We start from the raw sequence: 26,089 nt of genomic DNA on the forward strand, positions 1-26,089 counted from the left end.
CGCTGGACGGACGGAACCGGGCCGCGGGGACGTTGCGGTCCCGCGCGGGTCCTCAAAAAAAATCCTCCCCGGCTGGGCGGGATGGTTACCGGCGAGTAGCATGGGGAGGGCACGCTTCGGCGTGCCCCGCAGTGCCATCCCGCACCCTGGAGGAGAGCCATCGTGCCTCGTACCGTCAGGGACGTCGTCTTCGTCGACGGCGTCCGTACCCCGTTCGGCAAGGCGGGCCCGAAGGGCATGTACCACGAGACCCGGGCCGACGATCTTGTCGTGAAGGCGATCCGGGAGCTGCTGCGCCGCAACCCGGATCTCGACCCGGCGCGGATCGACGAGGTCGCCATCGCCGCGACCACGCAGATCGGTGACCAGGGCCTCACCCTCGGCCGTACCGCGGGGATCCTCGCCGGGCTGCCGCAGTCCGTGCCCGGCTACTCCGTGGACCGGATGTGCGCGGGCGCGCTCACCGCGGTGACCACTACGGCGGGTTCCATCGCGTTCGGCGCGTACGACGTCGTCGTGGCCGGCGGTGTCGAGCACATGGGGCGGCATCCGATGGGTGAGGGTGTGGATCCCAATCCCCGGTTCGTGAGCGAGAGGCTCGTCGACGACTCCGCCCTCTTCATGGGGATGACGGCCGAGAACCTGCACGACCGTTTCCCGCATCTGACCAAGCTGCGTGCCGACGAGTACGCGGTGCGTTCGCAGGAGAAGGCCGCCAAGGCGTATGCGAACGGCGCGATCCAGCAGGATCTGGTGCCGATCTCGATCCGCCGGACCGACCCGGCGGCGGGCGAGACCGGCTGGGGGCTCGCCACCGCCGACGAGCCGATGCGGCCGGGGACGACGCTGGAGACGCTGGCCGGGCTGAAGACCCCGTTCCGGCCGCACGGCCGGGTGACCGCGGGCAACGCCGCCGGGCTCAACGACGGCGCCACCGCCTCGCTGATCGCCGCCGAGGACTTCGCGCGCGAGCAGGGGCTGCCGGTCAGGATGCGGCTCGTCTCGTACGCCTTCGCCGGCGTCGAGCCCGAGGTCATGGGGTACGGCCCGATCCCGTCGACGGAGAAGGCCCTCGCCAAGGCGGGGCTCTCGATCTCCGACATCGGGCTGTTCGAGATCAATGAGGCCTTCGCCGTGCAGGTGCTGGCCTTCCTCGACCACTACGGCATCGCGGACGACGACGAGCGCGTCAACCAGTACGGCGGCGCCATCGCGTTCGGCCACCCGCTGGCCTCCTCCGGTGTACGGCTGATGACACAGCTCGCCCGGCAGTTCGAGGCGCAGCCGCAGGTCCGCTACGGCCTGACCACGATGTGCGTCGGCTTCGGCATGGGCGCGTCGGTCATCTGGGAGAACCCGCACTTCGACGGAGGCACCAAGTGAGCACCGCTGAACTCCTGAAGGGCGCGGCCGAGCTGTTCCCCGACGAGGTCGTCACCCAGGCGCAGGTACGCCATCTCGATCTGCCCGGGGCCGGACGCTTCGCGCTGATCACGCTGGACAACGGCCTCGACCACACGAAGCCGACGACGTTCGGTCCGCAGTCGCTGGCGAATCTGGACGCGGCGATCGACCAGGTCGAGGCGGAGGCGTCCGAGGGCGCCATCGTGGGGGTGGGGGTGACCGGCAAGCCGTTCATCTTCGCCGTCGGCGCCGACCTCAAGGGCGTGGAACTGCTGAAGCGCCATGAGGACGCCCTCGCGATCGGCCGGGGCGGCCATGATGTCTTCAAGCGGCTCGCCGGTCTGGCCGTGCCGACGTTCGCGTACTACAACGGCGCGGCGATGGGCGGCGGCGTGGAGATCGGTCTGCACTGCCGGTACCGCACGGTGTCGGCCGCGCTGCCCGCGTTCTCGCTGCCCGAGGTCTTCCTCGGTCTGGTGCCGGGCTGGGGCGGCTGTACGCTCCTGCCGAATCTGATCGGCGCGGAGCGCGCGGTCTCGGTCGTCATCGAGAACTCGCTCAATCAGAACAGGCAGCTCAAGGGCGCCCAGGTCCATGAGCTGGGGATCGCCGACGCGATCTTCGAGGGTGCGGACTTCCTGGAGCAGTCGCTGCTCTGGACGGCGTCGGTGCTCAAGGGCGAGCTGGAGATCGTACGGCCCGCGGTGGACCGCGGCGAGGCCTGGGACCAGGCCGTCGCGCACGGCAGGGCCTTCGCCGACTCCAAGGTGCACGGCGCGGCCCCGGCCGCCTACCGCGCGCTCGACATCATCGCCGCGGCCAAGGACGGCGACCTCCAGGCGGGCTTCGACGCCGAGGACCGGGCGCTGGCGGACCTGATCATGGGCGGCGAGCTGCGCGCCGGGATCTACGCCTTCAATCTGGTGCAGCGGCGTGCCAAGCGCCCGGCGGGGGCGCCGGACAAGTCGCTGGCCCGTCCGGTCACCAAGGTGGGTGTCGTCGGGGCGGGGCTGATGGCCTCGCAGCTCGCGCTGCTCTTCCTGCGCCGGCTGGAGGTCCCGGTCGTCCTCACGGACATCGACCAGGAGCGCGTCGACAAGGGCGTCGGCTATGTCCATGGCGAGATCGACAAGCTGCTGCTGAAGTCCCGTATCGGTCAGGACAAGGCGAACCGGCTCAAGGCGCTGGTCACGGGTGTGCTGGACAAGGCCGAGGGCTTCGCGGACGCGGACTTCGTCATCGAGGCCGTCTTCGAGGAGATGAGCGTCAAGCAGCAGGTGTTCGCGGAGGTCGAGGCGGTCGCCCCGGCGCACGCGATCCTCGCCACCAACACCTCGTCGCTGTCGGTCTCCGAGATGGCGTCGAAGCTGAAGCACCCCGAGCGGGTCGTCGGCTTCCACTTCTTCAACCCGGTCGCGATTCTGCCGCTGCTGGAGATCGTGCGCGGCGAGCGGACCGACGACGCGGCGCTGGCGACGGCGTTCGGGGTGGCGAAGAAGCTCAAGAAGAGCGCGGTGCTGGTGAAGGACGCCCCGGCGTTCGTCGTCAACCGTATCCTCACCCGCTTCATGGGCGAGATCCAGAACGTCATCGACGAGGGCACTCCGGTCGAGGTGGCGGAGCGCGCGGTGGAGCCGCTGGGGCTGCCGATGTCGCCGCTGGTGCTGCTGGAGCTGGTCGGCCCCGCGATCGGGCTGCATGTCTCCGAGACGCTGCACCGCGCGTTCCCCGGCCGTTTCACGGTCTCGGAGAATCTCGCGGCGGTCGTGAAGGCGGGCAAGCGCGGCTTCTACGTCTATGACTCGGGTGCGCCGGAGCTGGACCCGGAGGTCGCGGCGCTCCTGAAGCAGGGCGACACGGTTCTGACGGAGGAGCAGACGCGCGAGCGTGTTCTGGACGCGGTGGCGCAGGAGATCGGTCTGATGCTGGCCGAGGGCGTCGTCGCCGAGGCCCAGGACATCGACCTGTGTCTGATCACGGGCGCGGGCTGGCCCTTCCATCTGGGCGGCATCACGCCGTATCTGGACCGGGAAGGCGTCTCGGAGCGGGTGAACGGCAAGCCGTTCCTGGCGCCGGGCGTGGCGAGCGTGCCGGCGTAGCGCGCGGCGCGACAGGCGAACCGGACAGGCCGTGCGGAAACCCTCCGTACGGCCTGTCCGCTGCCCGCGGCGGGTAGCGGGCCTTGACGGTCGCGCAGTGGGCCGGCGGTCCGGCTGACGGGCCCTCAGGCCCTCTGACGCGCCTGTGATGCCGGAGCCGGGAGCGCCGGCCGTCAGGGGCTCACCCGGGTCCAGGCCGCGAGGGCCAGGCCCGGTTCCGCCTTCTGACGGGCCAGACGCAGGGTGCCGTCCTCGCCCAGTGCGGCCAGGACCACCCTTCCGTCACCGTCCAGCGCCAGGGCCGGGGCACCCACGCAGGGTTCGCCCGACGGGGTCCAGTTGAGGCCCGCGGCCTCGTTCTCGGTGGGGTACGCGGCGATGCTGGGGCGGCCGTCGGGGCCGCGCTGGGCGAGGATCGTGCAGTCGTGGCCGTCGACCGGGGTACGGAGCACGGCCAGCGGGCCGGTGCCGGGGCCGCCCAGGCGGGCCGCTTCCGTTCCCGGGCGCCAGGCGTGGACCGTACTGTCCTCGGCGTCGCGCCAGAAGTGGGTGAGCCGCCCCGGACCCGTGCGCTCCGCGATGAGCGTGCCGGACGCGACGGGGGCGACCGGCTCCTCCTCGGCGCGTTCCAGGGCCGCTTCGGGCTTGTCGCGGAGCCAGCGGACGATGGTGTCCCGGGCCGGGACGAGGACTTCGATCGGACCGTGGTCGGTCATGGTCGCGACCGGCTCGCCGGTCAGCACGGTCCCCTTGGCGTTCGCGCCGCCCCAGGCCTGCCAACGGCCGGTCCGGGACTGGTTCTTGGCCGAGATGTTGCCGTTCGCGTTCCGTACGAAGAGATGCACGGAGCCGACCGCGTCCAGGACGATCGAGGGCATGCCGATCCGGCCGCCCTTCACCCGGTCCTTGCCGTGCGGATTGCCCAGCGACTGCCAGTCCCGCAGGGGACGGCCCGTCTGGAACTGGATGGCGTGCAGGAGATCGATCTCGTCGGGCCCGTCGGCAGCGGGACGTTTCCGCACCGCCAGCAGATGGACGAAGCCCTCGGTGCTCCGGGCGATGGAGAGATACGGCAGCAGACCGGGGAAGGCGAGCGGTTCGGGTCCCGACCAGTCCGGACCGCCGGCCCTGGCCTCCGTCCAGCGCAGCACGCCGTCGGCGGCCGGCGCGTAGGCCGTGAGCCTGCCGTCCTTGCCGCGCAGCAGCCAGCCGGTGGTCGCCGGGAGGGAGTTGTCCGCAGGAGGCGTCGGGAGCGTGCGGCGCGGCTCGCCCGTCATGGCCTTGCCCGCGCCGTCTCCCGATCGTCTCGACGTCCGTCCGGACCTCGGTGTCATGGCCCGCCGCCACCTTCCCGAGCGCTGGAAACCCGGGACACGATGATACGCGCGGGTACTCCGGCGCATCCGGGAGCCTTCCGGCACGGCCTCTGTGACACGCTGGTGTGATGCGGACCCAGATCATCGTGGACGCGGCGAACGTGGTCGGTTCCGTCCCCGACGGATGGTGGCGCGACCGGCGTGGCGCCACCGAGCGGCTGCGCGACTCCCTGGTGCCGTACACCGGGCGCGGGATCGCCGGTCATCCAGGACCCGTCGAGGTGGTGCTGGTCGTGGAGGGCGCGGCCAGGGAGGTGGCGCCGGTGCCGGGGGTACGGGTCGAGCCCGCGCCCGGCAGCGGCGACGACCGGATCGTGGAGCTGGCGGCACGGGCGGCGGCGGACGGGCTCGGCTGTGTCGTCGTCTCGGCCGACCGTGAGCTGTGCCGCCGGGTGGCGGTGTACGGCGCGCAGTGCGTGGGTCCCAGGACCGTACGTCAGCCTCCGGGGGAGCGTACGTAGAGCACCGCGCCGTCGACCGTCGCGGGCAGCGGCCGGTACTGCCGGGCCAGCAGCGCGCGCAGGGTGGGCAGCCGGCCGGGGGCGTAGGGCCCGCCGCGGGAGTCGTCCACGACCAGGGCCGGCGGACGGGACCTCAGTTCGGCGACGAGTACGGGCCAGGCGCCCGCCATGGCGTACTTCTCCCCCACGCGGGGCCCGTCACGGCCGCCGCTGTAGTTGGTGAGCAGACCGGCCGTCAGATAGCGGCTGGCGGGGGTCCGGTCGGCGAGCCAGTACGTCTCCGGGTGTATCCCCCAGACCAGGACCCGGTCGGTGGGCGCCGTACGGGCCCGTACGGCGTCGGCGATCCGCTGCGCGTGGGCCAGCTCGGGGCGGGGCGCGAGGATGCCCCAGGTGACGAAGAGCGCGCAGACGCAGACCGAGGTCAGCAGCGCGGACGCGGCCTGTTCGCGGGGCAGCGGGCGCAGGGCGGCCGTCGCCAGCAGTACGAGCGGCGGCACGAGTTGCAGGAAGTAGTGGCCGAAGAAGTGGAAGCCCGCCACGACGGCGACGGCCGAGGCGGCGAGCCACACCCACAGATCCGCGGTGCCGCCTCGGGCGGTGCCCCCTGGGGCGGTGCGCCGGGCGCGGACGAGCGGGGCCAGCAGGGGGGAGCAGGCGAGAGCGAGCAGGGCGGAGTTGGCCAGGCCCCGGGAGGCCATATGGAGTCCGGAGCCGGTGAAGGCGGCGTACGCGGCCGATCCCGTCACCGTCCAGAAGAGGAAACCGGACGGGTCGGTGAGCAGGGCCGCCGCGAGGACCGGCAGGGCGAGCCCGGCGGCGAGCCGCGGCAGTCCGGCTCTGCCCGGTGCGGAGTGCCAGAGGAGCCACAGGACGGGGACGAGGACCGCGCCGCCGGTCTGTTTCGTCAGCAGTGCCCCGGCGACGGCGAGTCCGGCGGCGCCGGGGCGTCCCCGGCCCGCGCACCAGATCGCCGCGGCCGTGAACGGCAGTATGAAGACCTCGAAGGTGGCGGCCTGGGTGTCCTCGGGGTTGAGGCCGACGGAGAGCAGCGGGTGGAGGACTCCGGCGGTCCGGCCCGCCCGGTCGCCCCAGCGCTCGCGCGCGACGGCGGCGAGCAGGGCGGCGGTGAGGAGATGGGCGACGGCGGCGAGGACCTTCATCGCGTACGGGGAGCCGTCGCCGAAGAGGGCGAGGACGGCCTCGTACAGCCAGGGCAGCAGGGGCGGCTTGCGGTCGACGACGGTCTCGTAGAGCGCTCCCCCGTCGGCCAGCATCCGCGCCTGGACGGCGAGATAGCCCTCGTCGGGGCTCCACAGGGGGTGGCGGAAGGAGGGGATCCGGGTGATCAGGACCAGCAGCGCGACGACCGGGAGCAGCCGCCGCCAGTAGGGGGCGCTCCCGCCGGCCGTGGCCGGTGCGGCACGGTGCCCGGAGGGTCCGTACCGGAGGGCGGGCGGTGGCGGCTCGGCGAGCATGGCGGGGGCCGGTGCGAGCCGTCGTCCGCCGTCAGCGGGCGGTTCCGAGGCGGCTGTGGACCCGTCCGTAGAAGGCGTAGACGACACAGCCGATGACCATCCAGATACCGAAGCGCAGCCAGGTCTCGGCGGGCAGATTGAGCATCAGCCACAAGGAGGCCAGCACGGAGGCGATCGGCAGATACGGCACCAGGGGGGTGCGGAAGGCGCGGGGCAGATCGGGGCGCCGCCGGCGCAGGATGATGACGCCGAGCGCGACGACGACAAAGGCGAAGAGGGTGCCGATGTTGACCAGTTCGGCGAGTTCCTCGATGGAGGTGCAGCCCGCGATGATCGCCACGATCACACCGAGGAGGACGGTCGAGCGGTAGGGCGTGGCGAACCGGGGATGGACCTGGGAGAAGGTCCTGGGGAGCAGTCCGTCGCGGCTCATCGCGAAGAACACCCGGGTCTGGCCGAGCAGCAGGATCATGGAGACGGAGGTGAGTCCGACGGCGGCGCCGAAGCTGATGACCCCGGCCCAGAAGGGATGGCCGACGGATTTGAAGGCGTCGGCGAGCGGGGCGTCCACCGAGAGCCGTGAGTAGTGCTGCATCCCGGTGACGACGAGGGAGACGGCGACGTACAGCACGGTGCAGAGGAACAGCGAGCCGAGGATGCCGCGCGGGACGTCGCGCTGCGGGTCGACGGTCTCCTCGGCGGCGGTGGCGACGATGTCGAAGCCGATGAAGGCGAAGAAGACGACGGCCGCGGCGGTGAAGATGCCCATGACGCCGAAGTCGGTGGGGACATAGCCGGACATCAGCTGGATGAGCGGGGCGGCCAGTCCGCCGCCGCCGGGGCTGGGTTCGGCGGGCGGGATGAACGGCCGGTAGTTGGATCCGGTGATGAAGAACGCGCCGACGACGATCACGAGCAGGACGACGGTGACCTTGACGGCGACGATGACGGTGGTGACCCGTGAGGAGAGCTTCACGCCGACGACGAGGATGCCGGCCAGGACGAGCACGAGGAGGAAGGCGAGCAGATCGAAGCCGAACGCCCCGTCGCGGGTGCCGGACAGGAAGTCCGGCAGACTCGCGCCGGCGTTCCCCAGCAGCGAGCGCACATAGCCGGACCAGCCGACGGCCACGACCGCGCAGCCCAGCGCGAGCTCCAGGACGAGGTCCCAGCCGATGATCCAGGCGGGCAGTTCGCCGAGCGAGGCGTACGCGAAGGTGTACGCGGATCCGGCCACCGGTACGGTCGAGGCGAACTCGGCGTAGCAGAGGGCGGCCAGCGCGCAGACGACGCCCGAGACGACGAACGCGAGGGCGGTGGCGGGTCCCGCGTGCTGCCGGGCCACCACCCCGGTCAGTACGAAGATTCCCGTACCGATGATCACACCGACGCCGAAGACCGTGAGATCGAGCGCGGAGAGGGACTTCCTGAGCGCGAACTCGGGGTCCTCGGTGTCACGGATGGACTGCTCGACACCTTTGGTGCGGAACATCCCGTTTTTCGCTGGTTCCGGGGCGTGCAGCGTACTCACCGGCATACCTCCGTGCGCGCGTCGTTCCGGCAATGATCGAGAGGTCGTGCACCCCCGGGGTCCCGCGATGTCTTATTTCACACGGATGGGCCGGTCGGACCACCCCGTACAGGGCGGACCGACCGGCCCATCAGCCGTTCGGGGGAACGCGCGCTCAGTCGCGGGCGGCCTCGGCCGGCGAGCCCTCCAGCCGGCCGTCCAGCTTCGCGACCAGGCCGGTGACCTGGCGCGCGATGTCCGGCGCGGTCAGGCCGATCTCGGCCATGACCTCCTTGCGGGAGGCGTGGTCGAGGAAGCGCGGCGGGATGCCGAAGTCCCGCAGCGGCACGTCGACCCCGGCGTCGCGCAGGGTCTGGGCGACGGCGGAACCGACGCCGCCGACCCGGCTGTTGTCCTCGACGGTGACGACGACACGGTGCTGCTCCGCGAGCGGGGCGAGCGCCTCGTCCACCGGCTTGACCCAGCGCGGATCGACGACGGTGGTCGTGATGCCCTGCTTGTCGAGGAGCCCGGCGATCTCCAGGCACATCGGGGCGAGCGCGCCGACGGAGACCAGCAGGACGTCCGCCGTGCCCTCGTCGGGCCTGCGCAGGACGTCCATACCGCCGATCCGGCCGACGGCCGGGACGGCGGGGCCGACCGCGCCCTTGGAGAAGCGCACCACGGTCGGGGCGTCGTCGACGGCCACCGCCTCGCGGAGCTGGGCCCGTACCTGGTCGGCGTCGCGCGGGGCGGCGATCCGCAGACCGGGCACGACCTGGAGGATCGACATGTCCCACATGCCGTTGTGCGAGGCGCCGTCGGTGCCGGTGATCCCGGCGCGGTCCAGGACGAAGGTCACACCGCAGCGGTGCAGGGCGACATCCATCAGGACCTGGTCGAAGGCCCGGTTGAGGAAGGTCGCGTAGACGGCGAAGACCGGGTGGACCCCGCCGGTGGCCAGACCCGCCGCGGAGACCGCGCCGTGCTGTTCCGCGATGCCGACGTCGTACACCCGGTCGGGGAAGAGCTTCGCGAACTTGTCGAGACCGACCGGCTGGAGCATGGCGGCCGTGATCGCGACGATGTCCTCGCGCTCCCTGCCGAGCTTGACCATCTCCTCGCCGAACACGGCCGTCCAGTCGACACCCGAGGAGGCGATCGGCAGACCGGTGTCCGGGTGGATCCTGCCGACCGCGTGGAAACGATCCGCCTCGTCCGCGAGCGCGGGCTGATAGCCCCGGCCCTTCTCGGTCAGACAGTGCACGATGACCGGACCGCCGAAGCGCTTGGCCCGCAGCAGCGCGGACTCCAGGGCCTCGATGTCATGGCCGTCGATGGGACCGACGTACTTCAGTCCGAGGTCCTCGAACATGCCCTGCGGGGCGATGAAGTCCTTGAGGCCCTTCTTCGCGCCGTGCAGGGTGTCGTAGAGGGGCCTGCCGACGACCGGGGTGCGCTCCAGGAGGTCCTTGCCGCGGGCCAGGAAGCGCTCGTAGCCGTCGGTGGTGCGCAGGGTGGCGAGATGGTTCGCGAGGCCGCCGATGGTCGGTGCGTACGAGCGCTCGTTGTCGTTGACGACGATGACGAGCGGGCGGTCCTTGGCGTCGGCGATGTTGTTCAGCGCCTCCCAGGCCATACCGCCGGTCAGCGCGCCGTCACCGATCACCGCGACCACGCGGTCGTCCCTGTCCAGGACCTGGTTGGCCTTGGCGAGACCGTCGGCCCAGCCGAGCACGGTGGAGGCGTGCGAGTTCTCGATGATGTCGTGCTCGGACTCGGCACGGGAGGGATAGCCCGACAGACCGCCCTTGCTCTTCAGCCGCGAGAAGTCCTGACGGCCGGTGAGCAGCTTGTGGACGTAGGACTGGTGGCCCGTGTCGAAGAGGATCTTGTCCTTCGGCGAGTGGAAGACACGGTGCAGGGCGATGGTCAGCTCGACGACACCGAGGTTTGGGCCGAGGTGGCCGCCGGTCTTGGAGACCGCGTCCACGAGGAACGACCGGATCTCTCCGGCCAGCTCCTCAAGCTGCTCCGGGCCGAGCCGGTCCAGATCGCGGGGCCCCCTGATACGAGTCATCAGCTCCCATCCGCCCACCCCCGACCCTGCTCGGCGCGCTTCGCGCGGCACCTGCTTCACTGTGCCTCCTTGCGTTTTGGGCTGGTCGAGCTCTGCCGATCTGGCGAGTCTAATGTTCCGCTCGCGTGGGTCATCAGCGGGCGGTCCGTTGCACATCACTCGATCGGATGTATGTACGTCATATCGCCGGTGCCCGCAACGGGCCTGTGCCCGGCACCCGGGGACGGATGCCGGGCACAGGCCCGCGAATCGTACGGCGTCCGCTCAGGCGCGGCCCGCCGCCTTCTGGGTCTTGCGGGTCACGGCGTCGATGACGACGGTCGCCAGGAGCACCGCGCCGGTGATCATGTTCTGGATCGGCGAGGCGATGCCCTGGAGGGCGAGGCCGTACTGGATCGAGACGATGACCAGCACACCGAGCAGCGCGTTCCAGGTCCGGCCGCGCCCGCCGAAGAGGCTGGTGCCACCGATGACGGCCGCCGCGATGGCGTTCATCAGCAGGTCACCGCTGCCCGCTCCCTGGTTGGCCGCGGCGATCTTGGAGGCGATGAAGAGACCGCCGAGCGCGGCGAACGTACCGGCGAGCGAGAAGATCGAGATACGGACCAGCGCAACATTGATACCCGCGCGGCGGGATGCCTCGACACTGCCGCCGAGCGCGAAGACCTTACGGCCGTAACTGGTGCGGCGCAGTACGAAGTCCGTGATCACAAGCACCACGAGGAAGATCACGACCGCCAGGGGCAGGCCCTTGTACTGGTTGTAGAGGGCCGCCGCGGCGAAGGCCACCACGGCCAGCAGCGCGGAGCGCAGGATGGTCTCGCTGAGCGGCCTGGACGGGACTCCGACCGCCTCTCGGCGTCGGTTCTCGAAGAACGAGGTCAGGAAGAAGACCGCCACCGCGACCACGGCGAGGCCGTAGGCGGCCGCGACATCGGTGAAGTAGTACGTGGTGAGCTTGGCGACCACGCTGTCGGCGCTCAGGTTGACCGTGCCGCTGTCGCCGAGGAGCTGGAGCATGAAGCCGCTCCAGAAGAGCAGACCGGCCAGGGTGACGGCGAAGGCGGGGACGCCGATCCGGGCGAAGAAGAAGCCGTGGATGGCCCCGGCGACCGTACCGGTCAGGATGGCGAGGATGAACGCCAGCCAGTCCGCCATGCCGTGCGTGACGCTGAGGACCGCGAAGGCCGCGCCCGCGACACCGCTGACCGAACCGACGGAGAGATCGATCTCACCGAGCAGCAGGACGAAGACGATACCGACGGCGATCATGCCGGTGCCGACCATGGCCACGGAGATGTTGCTGAGGTTCTCCGCGGTCAGGAAGTTGGAGTTCAGGCTTCCGAAGATCGCCCAGATGATGATCAGGCCGAGCACGACGGGTATCGCGCCCAGATCACCGGCGCGGATCTTGCGCTTGAACTCGGTGATATAGCCGCCGAACCCCTGCTCGCGTACGAGCAGCCGCGGGTCGACCGCGGTGACCGCGCCGTCCGCCGCGGCGGGGGCGTCGACCGGGGCCGGATTGGCCGGCGCCGCCTTGTCGAGCGAGGGGGAGGTGTTCTCGGTGGTCACTTCTGAACCTCCACGGTGCGCGACGCGCGACGGGTCACGGCGTTGTCCGTGGCGCCGGTGATGGCCGCGATGATCTCTTCCTGCGAGGTGGACGCGACATCGAAGACGCCGTTGTTGCCGCCGAGCCTGAGCACGGCCACCTTGTCGGCGACGGCCTTGACGTCCGCCATGTTGTGGCTGATGAGCAGTACGGCGAGACCGCGCTCGCGCAGCCGCTCGACGAGGTCGAGCACCTGGGCGGTCTGCTCGACACCGAGGGCCGCGGTCGGCTCGTCGAGAATGACGAGCTTGGGCTCGCCGAGCATGGACCTGGCGATGGCCACGGTCTGCCGCTGGCCGCCGGAGAGCGAGGCGATCGGAATACGGACGCTGGGGATCCGGATCGACAGGGTGGTGAGCAGCTCGCGCGAGCGGCGCTCCATCTCCACCTCGTTGAGCACTCCCCAGCGCCGCAGTTCACGGCCGAGATAGAGGTTGCCGACGACATCGATGTTGTCGCACAGCGCCAGGTCCTGGTAGACCGTGGCGATGCCCAGGGTCTGGGCGTCGTGCGGCCTGTCGATCGAGACGGGCCGGCCTTCCCACTCGATGACTCCGTCATCGACGGGGTGCACGCCGGCGATGGTCTTCACCAGCGTGGATTTCCCGGCACCGTTGTCGCCGACCAGGGCGACCACCTCACCGGAGTGGACCTCAAGCTCTACTTCGGTGAGCGCCTGGACGGCACCGAATCGCTTGGAGACCCCTCGCAACGCCAGCACGGGCGTAGCGGTCACGTGAACCATCTCCTTCGCCGCCTGACCGGCGGGGATGCCGCGCCGGGGGGAGGCGCGGAGGTCGAGCAGAAGAGAACGGAAGGGGCGGCCGCACGGCGCTCGCGCGCGGCGTGCGGCACGGCGGCCGAGGTGGTTCCATCCGGCACCCCGCCCGAGCTGCGGGGCTGTTGAGTGGGCGGGGTGCCGGACAGGCTTCACCGGAGGCAGGTCACCGGGCGGACCCGGCGGGGACCTCACGGCCCCCGGGTGACCTACTTCAGACCGATCGCGTCACAGTCGGCCTTGTAGGCGCCCGTGCAGATCTCGGCGACCGTGTAGATGCCGTCCTTGATGACCGTGTCGTTGATGTTGTCCTTGGTCAGCGACACGACCGGGACGAGCACGGAGGGAACACCCTTGGTGGTGGCGCTGTCGACGGTCGACTTGGCGATCGAGTCGAGCTTCTCGCCCTTGGCGAGCGCGACGGCCATCTCACCGGCCACGGAGGCCTCTTCGGGGTAGGACTTGTAGACGCTCATGAACTGCTCGCCCGCGACGATGCGCTGCACACCGGCGAGTTCGGCGTCCTGGCCGGTGACCGGCGGGAGCTTGGTGAAGCCGGCGCCCTTGAGGGCGGTGATGATACCGCCGGCCATACCGTCATTGGCGGAGTAGACGCCGATGATCTTGTCCTTGCCCAGGGCGGCGATGGCGCCTTCCATGTTGGTGTTGGCGTTGACCGGCTTCCATTCCTTGGTGTCGTACTCCTTGCCGATGTTCACCTTGCCATCGAGCTCGGAGTGCGCGCCCTTCTTGAACAGAGCGGCGTTCGGGTCGGTCACGGCGCCGTTGATCATCACGATGTCGCCGGACTTGGCCTTGTCACCGAGCGCCTCGACGAGCGCCTTGCCCTGGACCCGGCCGACCTCTTCGTTGTCGAAGGAGGTGTAGGCGTCGATCGGCCCCTCGGCCAGACGGTCGTACGCCACGACCGGTATTCCGGCGTCCTTGGCCTTCTGCACCGAGCTGGCGATGGCCTTGGAGTCGACGGCGTCCACGACGAGCACGTTGACCTTGTTGGTGATCATCGTGTCGACCTGCTGGTTCTGCAGCGTGGCGTCCTGCTTGGCGTTCGCGTAGACGACCTTGCCCGTGCCGTCGGTCAGCTCGCTGACCTTCTTCTCGAACAGCGGCTTGTCGAACTTCTCGTACCGAGCGGTCTCGTTCTCCGGCAGGAGCAGGCCGATCGTGATCGGGCCCTTGGTGTCCGACTTCGACGCTTCCGCCTTGTCGCCGGACTCCGCCGCACTGCCACAGGCGGCGAGCGAGACAGCCATCGCGGTGGTGGCGGCGGCCACGGCAGCACGACGCATCATTGCGTTCACTTAACAAACCTCCCTGACGAGGCCGCGTCGTTGCGGCCGAGGTGGCTGGAAGTCAACTCGGCTCCGGGGTCGGCGTCAAGGAGTAAATCCTTAACGAGATGACAACGGTGCCATTCGTTATCTAAGTGAAGGCAGCCGCCGTGGCCGGAATGACGCTCTCCAAAAGGGTCGAATCGCCCATTTCGCTGAGCACGAGGGCGAGCGCGCCCAGCACCTCGGCCCGGCCGCCGAGCGCTCCGGGAAGCACCGAGAGCTGCCGTGCCGCGCTGGGGATCGCGTACCGGGAGACCGACTCGCGTATCGGTCCGAGCACCAGCTCCCCAGCCTCCGCCAAATCCCCGCCCAGCACCACCCGGCTGGGGTTCAGGAGATTGCACAGATTCGCCACGCCGCTGCCGATATGACGGCCCACGTCGGCGACCACACGGCGGCAGCCCGGGTCGCCCTCCCGCGCGAGCTGGACGACGCGCTCCATGGTCAGATCGGCGCCATGGCTGGACTGGAGGAGCGGCAGGACATACCGGGCCGCGGTGAAGGTCTCCAGACAGCCGCGGTTGCCGCAGCGGCAGACCGGACCCGACTCGTCGAGCGTGATGTGGCCGATCTCACCGGCCGTACCGCCGGGGCCCCGGTAGATCTGCCCGTCTATCACCAGACCGGCGCCCACACCGCTGGCGACCTTGATGTACGCCAGGTCCCTGACCCCGCGCCCGCTCCCCCAGACCAGCTCGCCGAGCGCGCCGAGGTTGGCGTCGTTGTCCACGTACACCGGTACGCCGAGGCGGGCGGCCAGTTCGTCGCTGGGGTTGATACCGCTCCAGCCCGGCAGTATCGAGGTGGAGCCGAGCGTGCCCGACTCCACGTCGATCGGCCCGGGGACGCCGAGCCCGACGCCTATCACCTTGCCGCGGCTGACGCCGGTGCTCACGATCAGCCGCTCGACCAGCTCCTCGGCGCGGCCGAATCCCTGGGCGGACGAGGCGTCCACATCGAGGGGCTCCGACTCCTCGGCGAGCACCTGGTGGGCGAGATTGCCTACGGCCACCCGCAGATGGGTATGGCCGAAGTCGACCCCGATGACGGTGCCCGCGTCCCCGCTGAGCGAGACGCTCCGGGCCCGTCTGCCACCCGCCGAGGTGGGCGTGACCTGGACCGTGCCGCCGTCCTTCAGCTCGCGGACGATATTGGAGACCGTGGCCGCCGACAGTCCCGTGCTCCGGGCGATCTCCGCCTGGGTGAGCGAACCGGCCATACGAACCGCTCGTACGACCCGTTCGAGGTTGGCCCGGTGCAGAGACGACTGCGACCCTGGAGTCTCCACGACTGATCCACTCCTGCCCTTGGCGGACGGCACGACCGCCGCCGCCGGTCGGGGCCGCGCCAATGAGACCCCGACGTATCTCCAACTTGTGAACCCTAAGCTCAGCCTTTCGGGCTGCTCCCCGTCAAGACCTTGAGCAATGCGGAACACGACAAACCGCCCGCCGACCTGTGTCGACGGGCGGTTCGGGTGGATTGGGCCGTCCCGGACCCCGGGACGCCCGGCGGTCTACTTCAGGGCGCCGGCCGTCAGGCCGGCCACCACCTGGCGCTGGAAGATGATGTACGCGGCGAGCACCGGCAGCATCGCCATCACCAGGCCGGCGAAGAGACCCGACCAGTCGCCCTTGTATCCCTGGCTGACCGCGAGCTGCACCAGCCCCTGTGAGAGCACCTTGTTCTCCGGGTCGGTGTTGAGCACCGTGGGCAGCAGGTACTGGTTCCACTGCCCCAGGAAGTTGAAGATCCCGACGCTGATCAGACCGGGCTTGGCCATGGGCAGCATCACCTGGAAGAACGTCCGGGTGTGCGAGGCGCCGTCGATGATCGCCGCTTCCGCCACCGAGGTCGGCAGCGTTCTGAAGAACGAGACGAGGAAGAAGACGGTGAACGGCAGCGAGTACGCGATATAGACCAGGATCAGACCGTGGATGGTGTTCAGCAGGCCCAGATTGTTCATGACGTAGAACAGCGGGACCAGGGCGAGAATGATCGGGAAGCTCATCCCGCCGATGAACAGGTAGTAGATGAAGCGGTTGCCCGGGAACTCGAAGCGCGCCAGCACATACGCGGCCATCGAGCCGAGCAGCAGGGTGCCGACGAGTGAACCGGCCACCACCAGCACGGTGTTGAGGAAGTAGTCGCTCATATGCGCCTGGGTCCAGGCGCGCGACCAGTTCTCGAAGTGCAGCGAGTCGGGCAGCGACCACGGCTCGGTGAAGATGGACCTGTCGTCCTTGAAGGACGTCATGACCGCCCACAGCAGCGGCATCACGACCAGGACGGCCCAGATGACGAGCACCCCGTGCGAGAACACATTGAGGACGCCGCCGCTCTTCGACCCCCCGGCGGACGGCGGGGCCGTTTTGCTCACGGCCGGCGGCGCCGTGACCGTCCCGGCCGCGGCCGGGTCCTGGGTGCCGGCGGGGTCCTGGGGGCCGGCCGGGGGCGGGGTGTCGGCCGGAGGAGGGGTGTCGGTGGTCTTCATCAGAACTCCAGCCGCTCACGTCGGCCCAGCCGCATCACGATGGCGGAGAAGGCCAGCGTGACGACGAGAAGGGCGACACCGATCGTGGTCGCATAGGCCGCCTGACCGTCACGGAACGCCTTCTGGTAGACGAGCAGGGTCAGTACGTTGGTGGAATCGGCGGGTCCGCCGGGTCCCACGGTCATGATCTGTACGACGGCGAAGGACTCCGCGCCGAGGGCGAGGATGCCCATGTAGACCCACCCCGACTGCACCGTGTCCCACAGCAGCGGCAGTGTGATGCGGAAGAAGGTGGTGAAGCGGTTCGCGCCGTCCAGCAGCGCCGCCTCGTAGAAGTCCTTGGGGATCGAGGCCATGCCCGCGGAGAACAGGACCACGAAGAAGCCGGTGGTGGACCAGACCAGGACGGCCATCACACACCACAGCGCGAGATTCGGATCGCCCAGCCACTCCGGCTGCACGCCGCCCAGACCGACGGCGTCGAGCGCCGAGTTGATGGCACCGCTGTTCGGGTTGTACGCGAACTGGAAGAGCAGCGCGACAATCGCGATCGAGAGCACCTGCGGGAAGAAATACACGATCTTGTAGAAGGCCGATCCGCGCACACCCGAAATCGCGGATCCCTTACGGTGGCGCCCGCCGACATTCAGCATGAAGGCGAAGAACAGCGCCAGTCCCAGCACCACCAGGGGCAGTAGCAGCGCGAAGGTCAGACTGTGCCGGAGAGAACTCCAGAAAGTCTCGTCGTCGAGCATCCGGGTGTAGTTGTCGAAGCCGACCATCGCGAAGTCCGGGCTGAGCCCGGTCCAGTCCGTGAACGAATAGTAGATGGACTGGACGAACGGCCATACGACGAAGAGTCCGTACAGCGCCAGGGGGACAATGAGAAACCCCACGATGAACCGGTACTTGCCGTGTTGCATGTCTCCCGACCCCGAATCCCGGCGGGTGCCGCCGTGCTGCCTTGGGGAGCCCGTCCGACGGGTCCGACGGGCCGGAGCCGGAAGCCCCGGCGGGGCTTCCGGCCGCTTCCGCTCCTACTGGTGCTTGTAGTGCTTGATGGAGTCGTCCTTGGCCGCCGCGTCGGCGAACTCCTGGGCCTTGTTCATGGCCTCGGCGGGAGTCATGCGCCCGGCCATCATCTCGCCGAGCACGCCCACCCCGAGCTTCTCCTTCTGGAGGGCGACGTACCAGTCCTGCATCCGCGGGTTCAGCACGTTGTCGCCCGCCTTGGCGAGGGCGTCGACACCGGACTGGAGCGCGGTGGACAGGGTGAGACCGTCGGTGCCGCCGTTGAAGGAGGTCAGCGACTTCACCTTGGAGGTGAAGTTCTTCGACGACGCCTCGCTCAGCATGATGCGGAGCTGCTCCATGCCGCCGTCGGGGTTCTTGGCCTTCGCCGGGACGATGAACGGCTCACCGCCGGAGGCCCAGATGGTGCCGAACGGCAGCTTGTCCGAGCTGTCCAGACCGGACGGCGCGGACACCTTCATCTGGAAGTCCTTCGGCGTGGTCTTGGCCGCCTCGTTCTCCACCCAGGAGCCGTTCGGGATGAACAGCGCCTTGCCCTCGGTCCACGCGGTCTGCGACTGGATGTGGTCGAGACCGGGGGTGCCCTGGAGGATGTAGCCCTTCCTGAACAGCTCGTAGTACGCCTCGAAGGCGGACTTCACGGCCGGGTGCTTCCAGGCGTTGGGCTCCAGGTTGTCGATCGCGTCGAGGACCTCGCGGCCGCCGATCTTGCCAATGAACGGGTAGAGCGAGAAGGGCAGGTAGTACGGGTACTTGCCGGCGTACGTCCACCCCGCGATGTCCTGCTTCTTGGCCTTCGCGCAGAGGGCCAGCATCGCGTCCCAGTCCTCGGGGTACTCCGCGTCGAGCCGGTCGAGCGCGGTCTGCGAGTACCAGACACCGTAGACCGTGTAGGCGTAGTACATGATCCAGACCGGGTCGCCGTCGAACTGACCCATCTCCACGACGCCGGGCCGCAGCGTGTCGCGGACCTTCTTGGCCGGGTCGTCGTAGGACGGCGCGTCCAGCAGGGGCGTGAGATCGGCGAGTTGCTTCTTGCCGACGAGAACGCCCATGTCCATCTGCTCGGCGCCCGAGTTGTCGATCAGGTCGGGCGGGGTGCCGCCGTTGAAGCGCGGCTGGAGCTCGGACTGGATCTTCTGCGTCGGGGTGAACTTCACCTCCGCCTTCGGGAAGGCCTTCTTGTACTGCTCCACGGCGTCCGTGGCGTACTCCGTACCGAATCCGCCGTTGAACAGGACGAAGTCGAGCTGCGCGGTCTCGTTCACCCCGAGCGGGTTCTTCTCGGACGCCGTGCCCTTCTCGACCTTGTTGTCGGTCCCGCTGTCGCTGCTCGCGCAGGACGCCAGGAAGCTCATCGTCGGGACGGTGATCAGACCGATCGCGGCGGACCGCTTGATCACATCACGACGGCCGAGGCCCCCGTTGTACTGAGCGGAGGTGGATCCCATGCTCAAGTCCTCGCCTTCTCCAGGACTCAGGCGGTGTACCGGTCGCCCGTGCTTCTCACCTGAGGAGAAGGGCCCCGCCACCGCGGTCAAATGAAGCTGGGTCGTGCAGATAAAGCCGGGTCGTACGGGAATGTCGCTCTTCGTCGTGTGTGCCGGTCGCGGGAGCAGGGGCCTCGGCCGACCGGCCGCGAGCGGACAGAGCCCTCCCCACCGCCCCCTGCCCTCCTACGTGTTGTCCGCCACTGCGGAAAGCTCCAGGGCGGACGCCGACAGGTATAGTCCACTTCCCGCCGACGGAGCAAGATCGAAAGCAGGTTTGGACGGCAGTCTTTCCCTAGTTGAGACCTCGCGGATATCCGAGACGGTTGTGTACTCATTCGACCACCTCCGCCCCCATCGGAATGGCCGAATCCAAATGTTCCACCCCCGCAACACCCTTGACACCACTCTGCACTTGGCTCCTACTGGACCCTGCGCTCTCGTTTGACAACGTTGTCCGACTTGGTACGCAGGAGGAAAGACTCGGTATGGAGCAGAGAACCGGACCCCGGCGCAGACAATGGCACACAGCCGCCCTGGTGGCGGCCGCCGCGCTGCTCGTCGTAACGGCACAGTCCGCCGCCGTGGCACAACCCGCGCAACCCGCGCCGGCGGAAAAGGAATTCAGCTCGTCCTTCGAGGCGGACGAAAAACAGCCGGACTGGCGCAATACCGTCGAAGTGGGCCCTGGCGGCGAGAAGCGGGCATCCGGTGTCGACGGGGGCTTCACCAGCGGAATCCCGGGCAATGTCACCGACCGGGTGGTGGAACTGCGCGCCAGCGGTGAGAACACCGGCTCCGGTGAGACCAAGGAGAATCTGGTCGATGTCCAGTCCGCCACCAAGTGGCTGGCGTTCACCAGGACCGCCTGGGTGGAGTTCGACCTCGACGAACCGGTCAAGGTCCTCACCTATGCCCTGACCTCGGCGAACGACCACGCCGAGCGTGACCCCAGGGACTGGACGCTCCAGGGGTCCGCGGACGGCAAGGAGTGGCGGGACCTGGACACGCGGAAGGGCGAGACCTTCGGCGAGCGCTTCCAGACCAAGTCGTACGACATCGCCAACACCACCGCGTACCAGCACTACCGACTGGACATCACCGCCAACAACGGCGGCTCCGACGCCACTCAGCTCGCCGATGTCCAGTTCTCCGACGGCGATACGAGCACACCGCCGCCCCAGGACATGCGCACCCAGGTCGACCGCGGCCCGTCGGGCTCCCCCACCGCCAAGGCCGCCGTCGGATTCACCGGGACACGGGCGCTGAAGTACGCGGGCACGCACCAGCCGGACGGCCGGGCGTACTCGTACAACAAGATCTTCGATGTCGACACGGCCGTACAGAGCGACACCGCGCTCTCGTACCGGATCTACCCCTCCCTCCCGGAGACGGATCTCAACTATCCGGCCACCAATGTCTCCGTCGACCTCGCCTTCACCGACGGCACCTATCTGAGTGATCTCCAGGCCGTCGACGCCCACGGCGGAGCGCTGACCCCGCAGGGCCAGGGCGCCGCCAAGCGTCTCTATGTCAACCAGTGGAACCAGGTCGACGCGCGGATCGGCCCGGTCGCGGCCGGAAAGACCGTCGACCGGATCCTGGTGGCATACGACTCCCCCAAGGGCCCCGCGACGTTCCAGGGCTGGATCGACGACATCACCCTGGCCCCGAAGGCGCCCGAGCCGCGGCTCAAGCATCTGTCGGACTACGCGTCCACCACGCGCGGCACCAACTCCAGCGGGTCCTTCTCGCGTGGCAACACCTTCCCCGCGACCGCCGTGCCCAACGGCTTCAACTTCTGGACGCCGGTGACCAACGCGGGGTCCAACAGCTGGCTCTACGAGTACAGCCGCGCCAACAACGCCGACAATCTGCCGACCGTGCAGGCCTTCAGCGCCAGCCATGAACCGAGCCCCTGGATGGGCGACCGGCAGACGTTCCAGATGATGCCGTCGGTGGCCCCGGGCACGCCCGACGCGTCCCGTACGGCGCGGGCGCTGCCGTTCCGGCACGAGAACGAGACCGCGAGGCCGCACTACTACGGGGTGACGTTCGAGAACGGTCTCAGGACGGAGATGACCCCGACCGATCACGCGGCGATGGTCCGGGTCACCTACCCGGGCGCGGACGCGAGCATGATCTTCGACAACGTGTCCAACGCGGGCGGGCTGACCCTCGACCCGGGGACGAGTTCCTTCACCGGTTTCTCGGACGTCAAGAGCGGTCTGTCGACCGGCGCGACGCGTCTTTTCGTATACGGCGTCTTCGACGCGCCCGTCACCGCGAGCGGCAAGCTGCCCGGCGGCGGGGGCGCGGACGTCACCGGCTATCTGCGCTTCGCCGCCGGCGAGGACCGTACCGTCACCCTGCGGATCGCGACCTCGCTGATCAGCGTGGACCAGGCGAAGAAGAACCTCGCCGACGAGATCCCCGAGGGCACCCGCTTCAAGAAGGTCCAGGACCGGGCGCAGGACGCCTGGGACGACATCCTGGGCAGGGTGGAGGTGGAGGGCGCGAACCACGATCAGCTCACCACGCTCTACTCCAGCCTCTACCGGCTGTATCTGTATCCCAACTCCGGCTTCGAGAACACCGGTACGGGGTCCAGCCCGAAGCAGCAGTACGCGAGCCCGTTCTCGGCGAAGACGGGCCAGGACACCCCGACCCGGACGGGCGCGAAGATCGTCGACGGCGAGGTGTACGTCAACAACGGCTTCTGGGACACCTACCGGACGACCTGGCCCGCGTACTCCTTCCTCACCCCGGACCGGGCGGGCGAGCTGGTGGACGGCTTTGTCCAGCAGTACAAGGACGGCGGCTGGATCTCCCGCTGGTCCTCGCCGGGCTACGCGGACCTGATGACCGGCACGAGTTCGGACGTGGCGTTCGCCGACGCGTATGTGAAGGGCGTCGACTTCGACGCGGAGGCGGCGTACGAGGCGGCGCTGAAGAACGCCACGGTGGTGCCGCCCAGTTCGGGTGTGGGCCGCAAGGGCATGGAGACCTCACCCTTCCTCGGCTACGCCTCCACGGAGACGCACGAGGGCCTGTCCTGGTCGCTGGAGGGCTATCTCAACGACTACGGCCTGTCGAAGATGGGCGAGGCGCTCTACAAGAAGACCGGCGAGGCCCGCTACAAGGAGGAGTCGGAGTACTTCCGGAACCGGGCGCAGAAGTACGTCACCCTCTTCGACACGAAGGCCGGCTTCTTCCAGGGCCGTGACCTCAAGGGCGACTGGCGGGTGGACTCGGAGAAGTACGACCCGAGGGTGTGGGGTTACGACTACACCGAGACGAACGGCTGGGGCTACGCCTTCACCGCCCCGCAGGACTCGCGCGGTCTGGCGAATCTGTACGGCGGGCGCGCGGGCCTCGGCGAGAAGCTGGACACCTACTTCGCCACGCCCGAGACGGCCGGTCCCGAGTTCGTCGGCTCGTACGGCGGTGTCATCCATGAGATGACGGAGGCGCGCGACGTACGGATGGGCATGTACGGCCACTCCAACCAGGTCGCCCACCATGTCACGTACATGTACAACGCGGCCTCCCAGCCCTGGAAGACCCAGGAGAAGGTCCGCGAGGTCCTGGGCCGGCTCTACGTCGGCAGCGAGATAGGGCAGGGCTACCACGGCGACGAGGACAACGGCGAGCAGTCGGGCTGGTATCTCTTCTCGGCGCTCGGGTTCTATCCGCTGGTGATGGGCAGCGGGGAGTACACGATCGGCTCGCCGCTCTTCACCAAGGTGAAGGTCCATCTGGACAACGGCCGCACGCTGGTGATCAAGGCCCCGGAGAACAGTGACAAGAACATCTATGTCCAGGGCCTCACGGTCAACGGCAAGGCGTGGAACTCCACGGCGCTCCCGCACGAGGTGATCGCGAACGGCGGCACGCTGGACTTCACGATGGGCCCGAAGCCCTCGGCGTGGGGTACGGGCAAGGACGCGGCGCCGGTCTCGATCACCCAGGACGACCAGGCCCCGTCCCCCCGGACGGACGCCCTGCCGGCCTCGGCCGGCCCGCTCTTCGACAACTCCTCGCGTACGGAGGGGACGGCCGGGTCGGTGGACCTCCCGGTCGGGTCGGCGACCCGAGCCGTCCAGTACACCCTGACGTCCTCGGCGGCCTCGAAGGCCCCGACCGGCTGGACACTCCAGGGCTCGGCGGACGGCACGGCCTGGCAGACCCTGGACACCAGGTCGGCGCAGTCCTTCACCTGGGACAAACAGACCCGGGCCTTCACGATCGCCGAACCGGGCGCGTACGAGAAGTACCGCCTGGTGACCACCGGCCCGAACGACACCCCGCCGACCCTGGCGGAGGTGGAACTGCTGCGGTGACGCGGTGAGTTGATCCGTCAGTACGGACCACGGGAACGGGAACGGGCCTGCGAACGGATCACGGGAACGCACCATGGGAACGGCGGGAACGGGCCACCGGTACGAGCCGGCGGCCCGTTCCCGCCGTTCCGCTCAGGGATCGCCGCGACCGCGGGGCGCGGACAGTACTGAGTCCTCTCCGGCGCCCTACCAGTCCGTGCTCCCGCTCATCCGATCCCGGCGCGACGGCCCTCGGCCCGCTCGCGCGCCGCGACCGCGCGGGGGTCGTCATAGCCGGCGAGGAGCCGCAGCGCGTCCGTCCAGTGCGTACGGGCGGCTTCCGGGTCGTCGACGATCACGGCCTCGGCCAGCCCGTCCAGGGCCATGGCCTCGTCCCAGGTGTCACCGAGCTCATGGTGGACGTCGGCGGCCCGGCGGTGGAACTGGGCCGCCTCCTTGTGCCGGTCGAGCCGACGGTACGTCTGGGCCGCGCCGTGCCAGGCCATGGCCTCACGGCTCCGGTTCCCGAGGCGACGGTGAAGGGTCGCGGACCGCTGGTAGGAGATGAGCGCCTCCGCCGGCTGATCGTTCGCCTGCTGGGCGTCGCCCAGGGTGAGAAGCCAGTAGCCCTCCAGCCGGTGATCGCGCAGTGTGAGCGCGATGTCCACGGCGTCGCGGGCCGAGCCGAGTCCCTTCTCCTCCTGCCCCTGCTCCAGCTCCAGATGGCCGAGAAGCCGCAGGATGTTGCCCTCGCCCCGCGGATTGTCCAGGGCGCGGTGCGCCGCCAGCGCCTGACGGGCGACGGCGGTGGCCTCCGGAAGACGGCCGGCGCGGTAGTGGGTACTGGCGAGGTTCGAGAGAGTCGTGGCCTCCCAGTGGGCCGAGTTCAGCTGCTGGAAGATGGCTGTGGCTTGCTCGAAGTGCTCTGCGGCGGCGCCGAGTCGCCTCGCGTGGAGATGGACCAACCCCACCAGGTTGAGCGAATCGGCCTCTCCTGTACGGTCACCCAGCTCGCGCCGGATCCGAAGTGCCTCGCTGTGGTTCTCGTAGCTCTCGGCCAGGCGGTTGTTCCGGGTGTGGCTCATGCCCAGTTCGGTGAGGAGCTGAGCCTCTCCGCGACGGTCGCCCAGCCGGCGTGCCGACTGCAGGCCGATACGGCCGGCAGCCGTCCAGTCCGCGACGGGAGCGGAGGGGGAGTAGGCGTTCGCCAGAACGGCGGACAGTTGCCAGGCGAGCCGGTCGTCTCCCGCGGCCGCGGCGTCCCGCACGGACTGGAGCAGATTCGTGTGCTCACGCTCCGACCAGTCGACGGCGGCGTCGTAGTCGGCGAAGGACAACGGCTCCACGCCTTCCGCGGACGGCGCCAGCTCCAGATGGAGTTCGGCGGGGTTGATCCAGCTCTGCGCCGCGTCCGCCGTATGCAGATACCAGTCCAGTACGCGACGCAGCGCGGCTTTCCGTTCCTCCGGTGGCTCCTCGTGCTGCGCCTGGTCCGTGGCATAGGCGCGCAGCAGGTCATGGAACTGATAGCGGTCCGGTGCGGTCTGCTCCAGCAGATGGGCGCCGACCAGGGAGTCCAGCAGCTGCCGGGTACGGGCGGCGGTCAGTCCGGCGAGGGCCGCGGCGGCGTGGAGGCCGAACTCGGGGCCGGGGTGCAGACCGAGCAGCCGGAACAGCCGGGCCGCCCTGTCGGGAAGAGCGCGGTAGGACCAGGCGAAGACGGTACGGACCGCTTCCGCCTCCTCGTCGTCCCCGGTGCTGAGCGCGTCCCACAGCGCGCTTTCGTCCCTCAGATCGGCGATCAGGTCGTCGAGCCGTAGATGCGGCTGGCTCGCGGCGCGTTCGGCGGCGATCCGCAGGGCCAGCGGCAGCCGGGCGCAGAGCCCCGCCAGTTCGGTGAGCTTTTCGAGATCGTCCTCCGGCCGGTATCCGGCGGTGACGGCCCGCAGCAGGGCGACCGCTTCGGGCTGCGGCAGCGTCCCGAGCGTCAGCCGACGCGCCCCGTCCCGGACGGCGAGCCCGGAGAGCCGGCTCCGGCTGGTGACGACCACCAGACACCCCGCGCTGCCCGGCAGCAACGGGCGGACCTGGCCGACCGTGGCGGCGTTGTCGAGGACGATCAGCATCCGACGGTCGGCCAGCAGGGAGCGGTACAGCGCGGCGGCGCTGTCGGGGTCCTGCGGGACCGACGGCGGTCGTACGCCAAGTGCGCCGAGGAAACGGTGCAGAGCCTCCTGAGCCGTGACCGGCTCCCCCGGGTCGTAACCCCGCAGATTGACATAGAGCTGGCCATCGGGAAAACGGCCCTGGACCTGATGGGCCCAGCGCAGCGCGAGCGAGGTCTTTCCCGCGCCGGCCGTACCGGCGATCACATAGACCGAGATGACAAGCGGATGGCCCTCGTCATCGGCCAGAACCGCGTTCAGCTCGTCGAGTTCATGCGTACGGTTGACGAATCCGCGTATGTCGGCGGGGAGCTGGCGGGGTGTGGTGTTCAAGGAACTGTCCTCGTCCTCTGTGCCGCGTCCGAGTCCGAGTCCGTGAAAGTGGATGCCTCCGCTCACGCTTCCGGCCTGTACGACATCGCGCGACGTT

16 protein-coding genes are annotated in these 26,089 nt (G+C 69.3%); 4 read left to right on the forward strand and 12 right to left on the reverse strand.

What is annotated here, in order from left to right:
- The first annotated feature begins 162 nt into the window (after window positions 1-162).
- Window positions 163-1,383, forward strand: coding sequence for an acetyl-CoA C-acyltransferase (locus OG214_RS09325; protein ID WP_363084280.1), 1,221 nt, complete (start codon window positions 163-165; stop codon window positions 1,381-1,383).
- Window positions 1,380-3,503: a 3-hydroxyacyl-CoA dehydrogenase NAD-binding domain-containing protein gene (locus tag OG214_RS09330; protein WP_405984476.1), complete on the forward strand. Its 2,124-nt coding sequence runs from the start codon at window positions 1,380-1,382 to the stop codon at window positions 3,501-3,503. The genes OG214_RS09325 and OG214_RS09330 overlap by 4 nt, the downstream gene beginning before the upstream one ends.
- A gap of 173 nt (window positions 3,504-3,676) precedes the next feature.
- On the opposite strand, the gene OG214_RS09335 is transcribed toward OG214_RS09330, so the two are convergent.
- Window positions 3,677-4,837, reverse strand: a complete 1,161-nt coding sequence (locus OG214_RS09335; protein WP_405984477.1) for a hypothetical protein — start codon at window positions 4,835-4,837, stop codon at window positions 3,677-3,679.
- A gap of 110 nt (window positions 4,838-4,947) precedes the next feature.
- Between OG214_RS09335 and OG214_RS09340 the strand changes: the two genes are divergently transcribed.
- Window positions 4,948-5,340 (forward strand): NTP pyrophosphohydrolase, encoded by a 393-nt coding sequence (locus OG214_RS09340; protein WP_363084277.1) that lies wholly within the window; start codon window positions 4,948-4,950, stop codon window positions 5,338-5,340.
- Here the strand turns inward: OG214_RS09340 and OG214_RS09345 are convergent.
- The 10 genes from OG214_RS09345 to ngcE form a co-directional block, all read right to left on the reverse strand.
- Window positions 5,316-6,818: a glycosyltransferase family 39 protein gene (locus tag OG214_RS09345; RefSeq protein ID WP_405984478.1), complete on the reverse strand. Its 1,503-nt coding sequence runs from the start codon at window positions 6,816-6,818 to the stop codon at window positions 5,316-5,318. The genes OG214_RS09340 and OG214_RS09345 overlap by 25 nt on opposite strands.
- Window positions 6,819-6,849: 31 nt before the next feature.
- The gene (locus OG214_RS09350; protein WP_405984479.1) at window positions 6,850-8,310 is read right to left on the reverse strand and encodes an amino acid permease; all 1,461 of its coding nucleotides are present in this window, start codon (window positions 8,308-8,310) and stop codon (window positions 6,850-6,852) included.
- A 193-nt stretch (window positions 8,311-8,503) separates the two neighbouring features.
- A complete protein-coding gene (dxs, locus tag OG214_RS09355; RefSeq protein WP_363084281.1) occupies window positions 8,504-10,408 on the reverse strand; it encodes a 1-deoxy-D-xylulose-5-phosphate synthase in 1,905 nt (634 codons plus the stop codon).
- Between the two features lie 264 nt (window positions 10,409-10,672).
- A complete protein-coding gene (locus OG214_RS09360) occupies window positions 10,673-11,983 on the reverse strand; it encodes an ABC transporter permease subunit (protein WP_363085322.1) in 1,311 nt (436 codons plus the stop codon).
- Window positions 11,980-12,768, reverse strand: a complete 789-nt coding sequence (locus tag OG214_RS09365; RefSeq protein WP_382851820.1) for an ATP-binding cassette domain-containing protein — start codon at window positions 12,766-12,768, stop codon at window positions 11,980-11,982. Before OG214_RS09365 ends, OG214_RS09360 begins: the two co-directional genes overlap by 4 nt.
- Before the next feature lie 242 nt (window positions 12,769-13,010).
- Entirely contained in the window at window positions 13,011-14,111 is a 1,101-nt protein-coding gene (locus OG214_RS09370; RefSeq protein WP_363085323.1) for a substrate-binding domain-containing protein, read from the reverse strand.
- Window positions 14,112-14,244: 133 nt separating this feature from the next.
- Window positions 14,245-15,444, reverse strand: coding sequence for an ROK family transcriptional regulator (locus OG214_RS09375; RefSeq protein ID WP_363085320.1), 1,200 nt, complete (start codon window positions 15,442-15,444; stop codon window positions 14,245-14,247).
- A gap of 228 nt (window positions 15,445-15,672) precedes the next feature.
- Window positions 15,673-16,650, reverse strand: coding sequence for a carbohydrate ABC transporter permease (locus OG214_RS09380; protein ID WP_383041319.1), 978 nt, complete (start codon window positions 16,648-16,650; stop codon window positions 15,673-15,675).
- Complete coding sequence (locus OG214_RS09385) at window positions 16,650-17,573, reverse strand: carbohydrate ABC transporter permease (protein ID WP_382851333.1); 924 nt, start codon at window positions 17,571-17,573, stop codon at window positions 16,650-16,652. Before OG214_RS09385 ends, OG214_RS09380 begins: the two co-directional genes overlap by 1 nt.
- A 114-nt stretch (window positions 17,574-17,687) precedes the next feature.
- Window positions 17,688-19,133: an N-acetylglucosamine/diacetylchitobiose ABC transporter substrate-binding protein gene (ngcE, locus tag OG214_RS09390; RefSeq protein WP_363084999.1), complete on the reverse strand. Its 1,446-nt coding sequence runs from the start codon at window positions 19,131-19,133 to the stop codon at window positions 17,688-17,690.
- A 527-nt stretch (window positions 19,134-19,660) separates the two neighbouring features.
- Between ngcE and OG214_RS09395 the strand changes: the two genes are divergently transcribed.
- Window positions 19,661-23,515 (forward strand): GH92 family glycosyl hydrolase, encoded by a 3,855-nt coding sequence (locus OG214_RS09395; protein ID WP_405984480.1) that lies wholly within the window; start codon window positions 19,661-19,663, stop codon window positions 23,513-23,515.
- A gap of 206 nt (window positions 23,516-23,721) precedes the next feature.
- Here the strand turns inward: OG214_RS09395 and OG214_RS09400 are convergent, their stop codons facing one another.
- Complete coding sequence (locus OG214_RS09400; protein ID WP_405984481.1) at window positions 23,722-25,992, reverse strand: ATP-binding protein; 2,271 nt, start codon at window positions 25,990-25,992, stop codon at window positions 23,722-23,724.
- Window positions 25,993-26,089: the final 97 nt, after the last annotated feature.

Source organism: Streptomyces sp. NBC_00872 (genome assembly GCF_045161915.1).
Classification (GTDB): Bacteria; Actinomycetota; Actinomycetes; order Streptomycetales; family Streptomycetaceae; genus Streptomyces.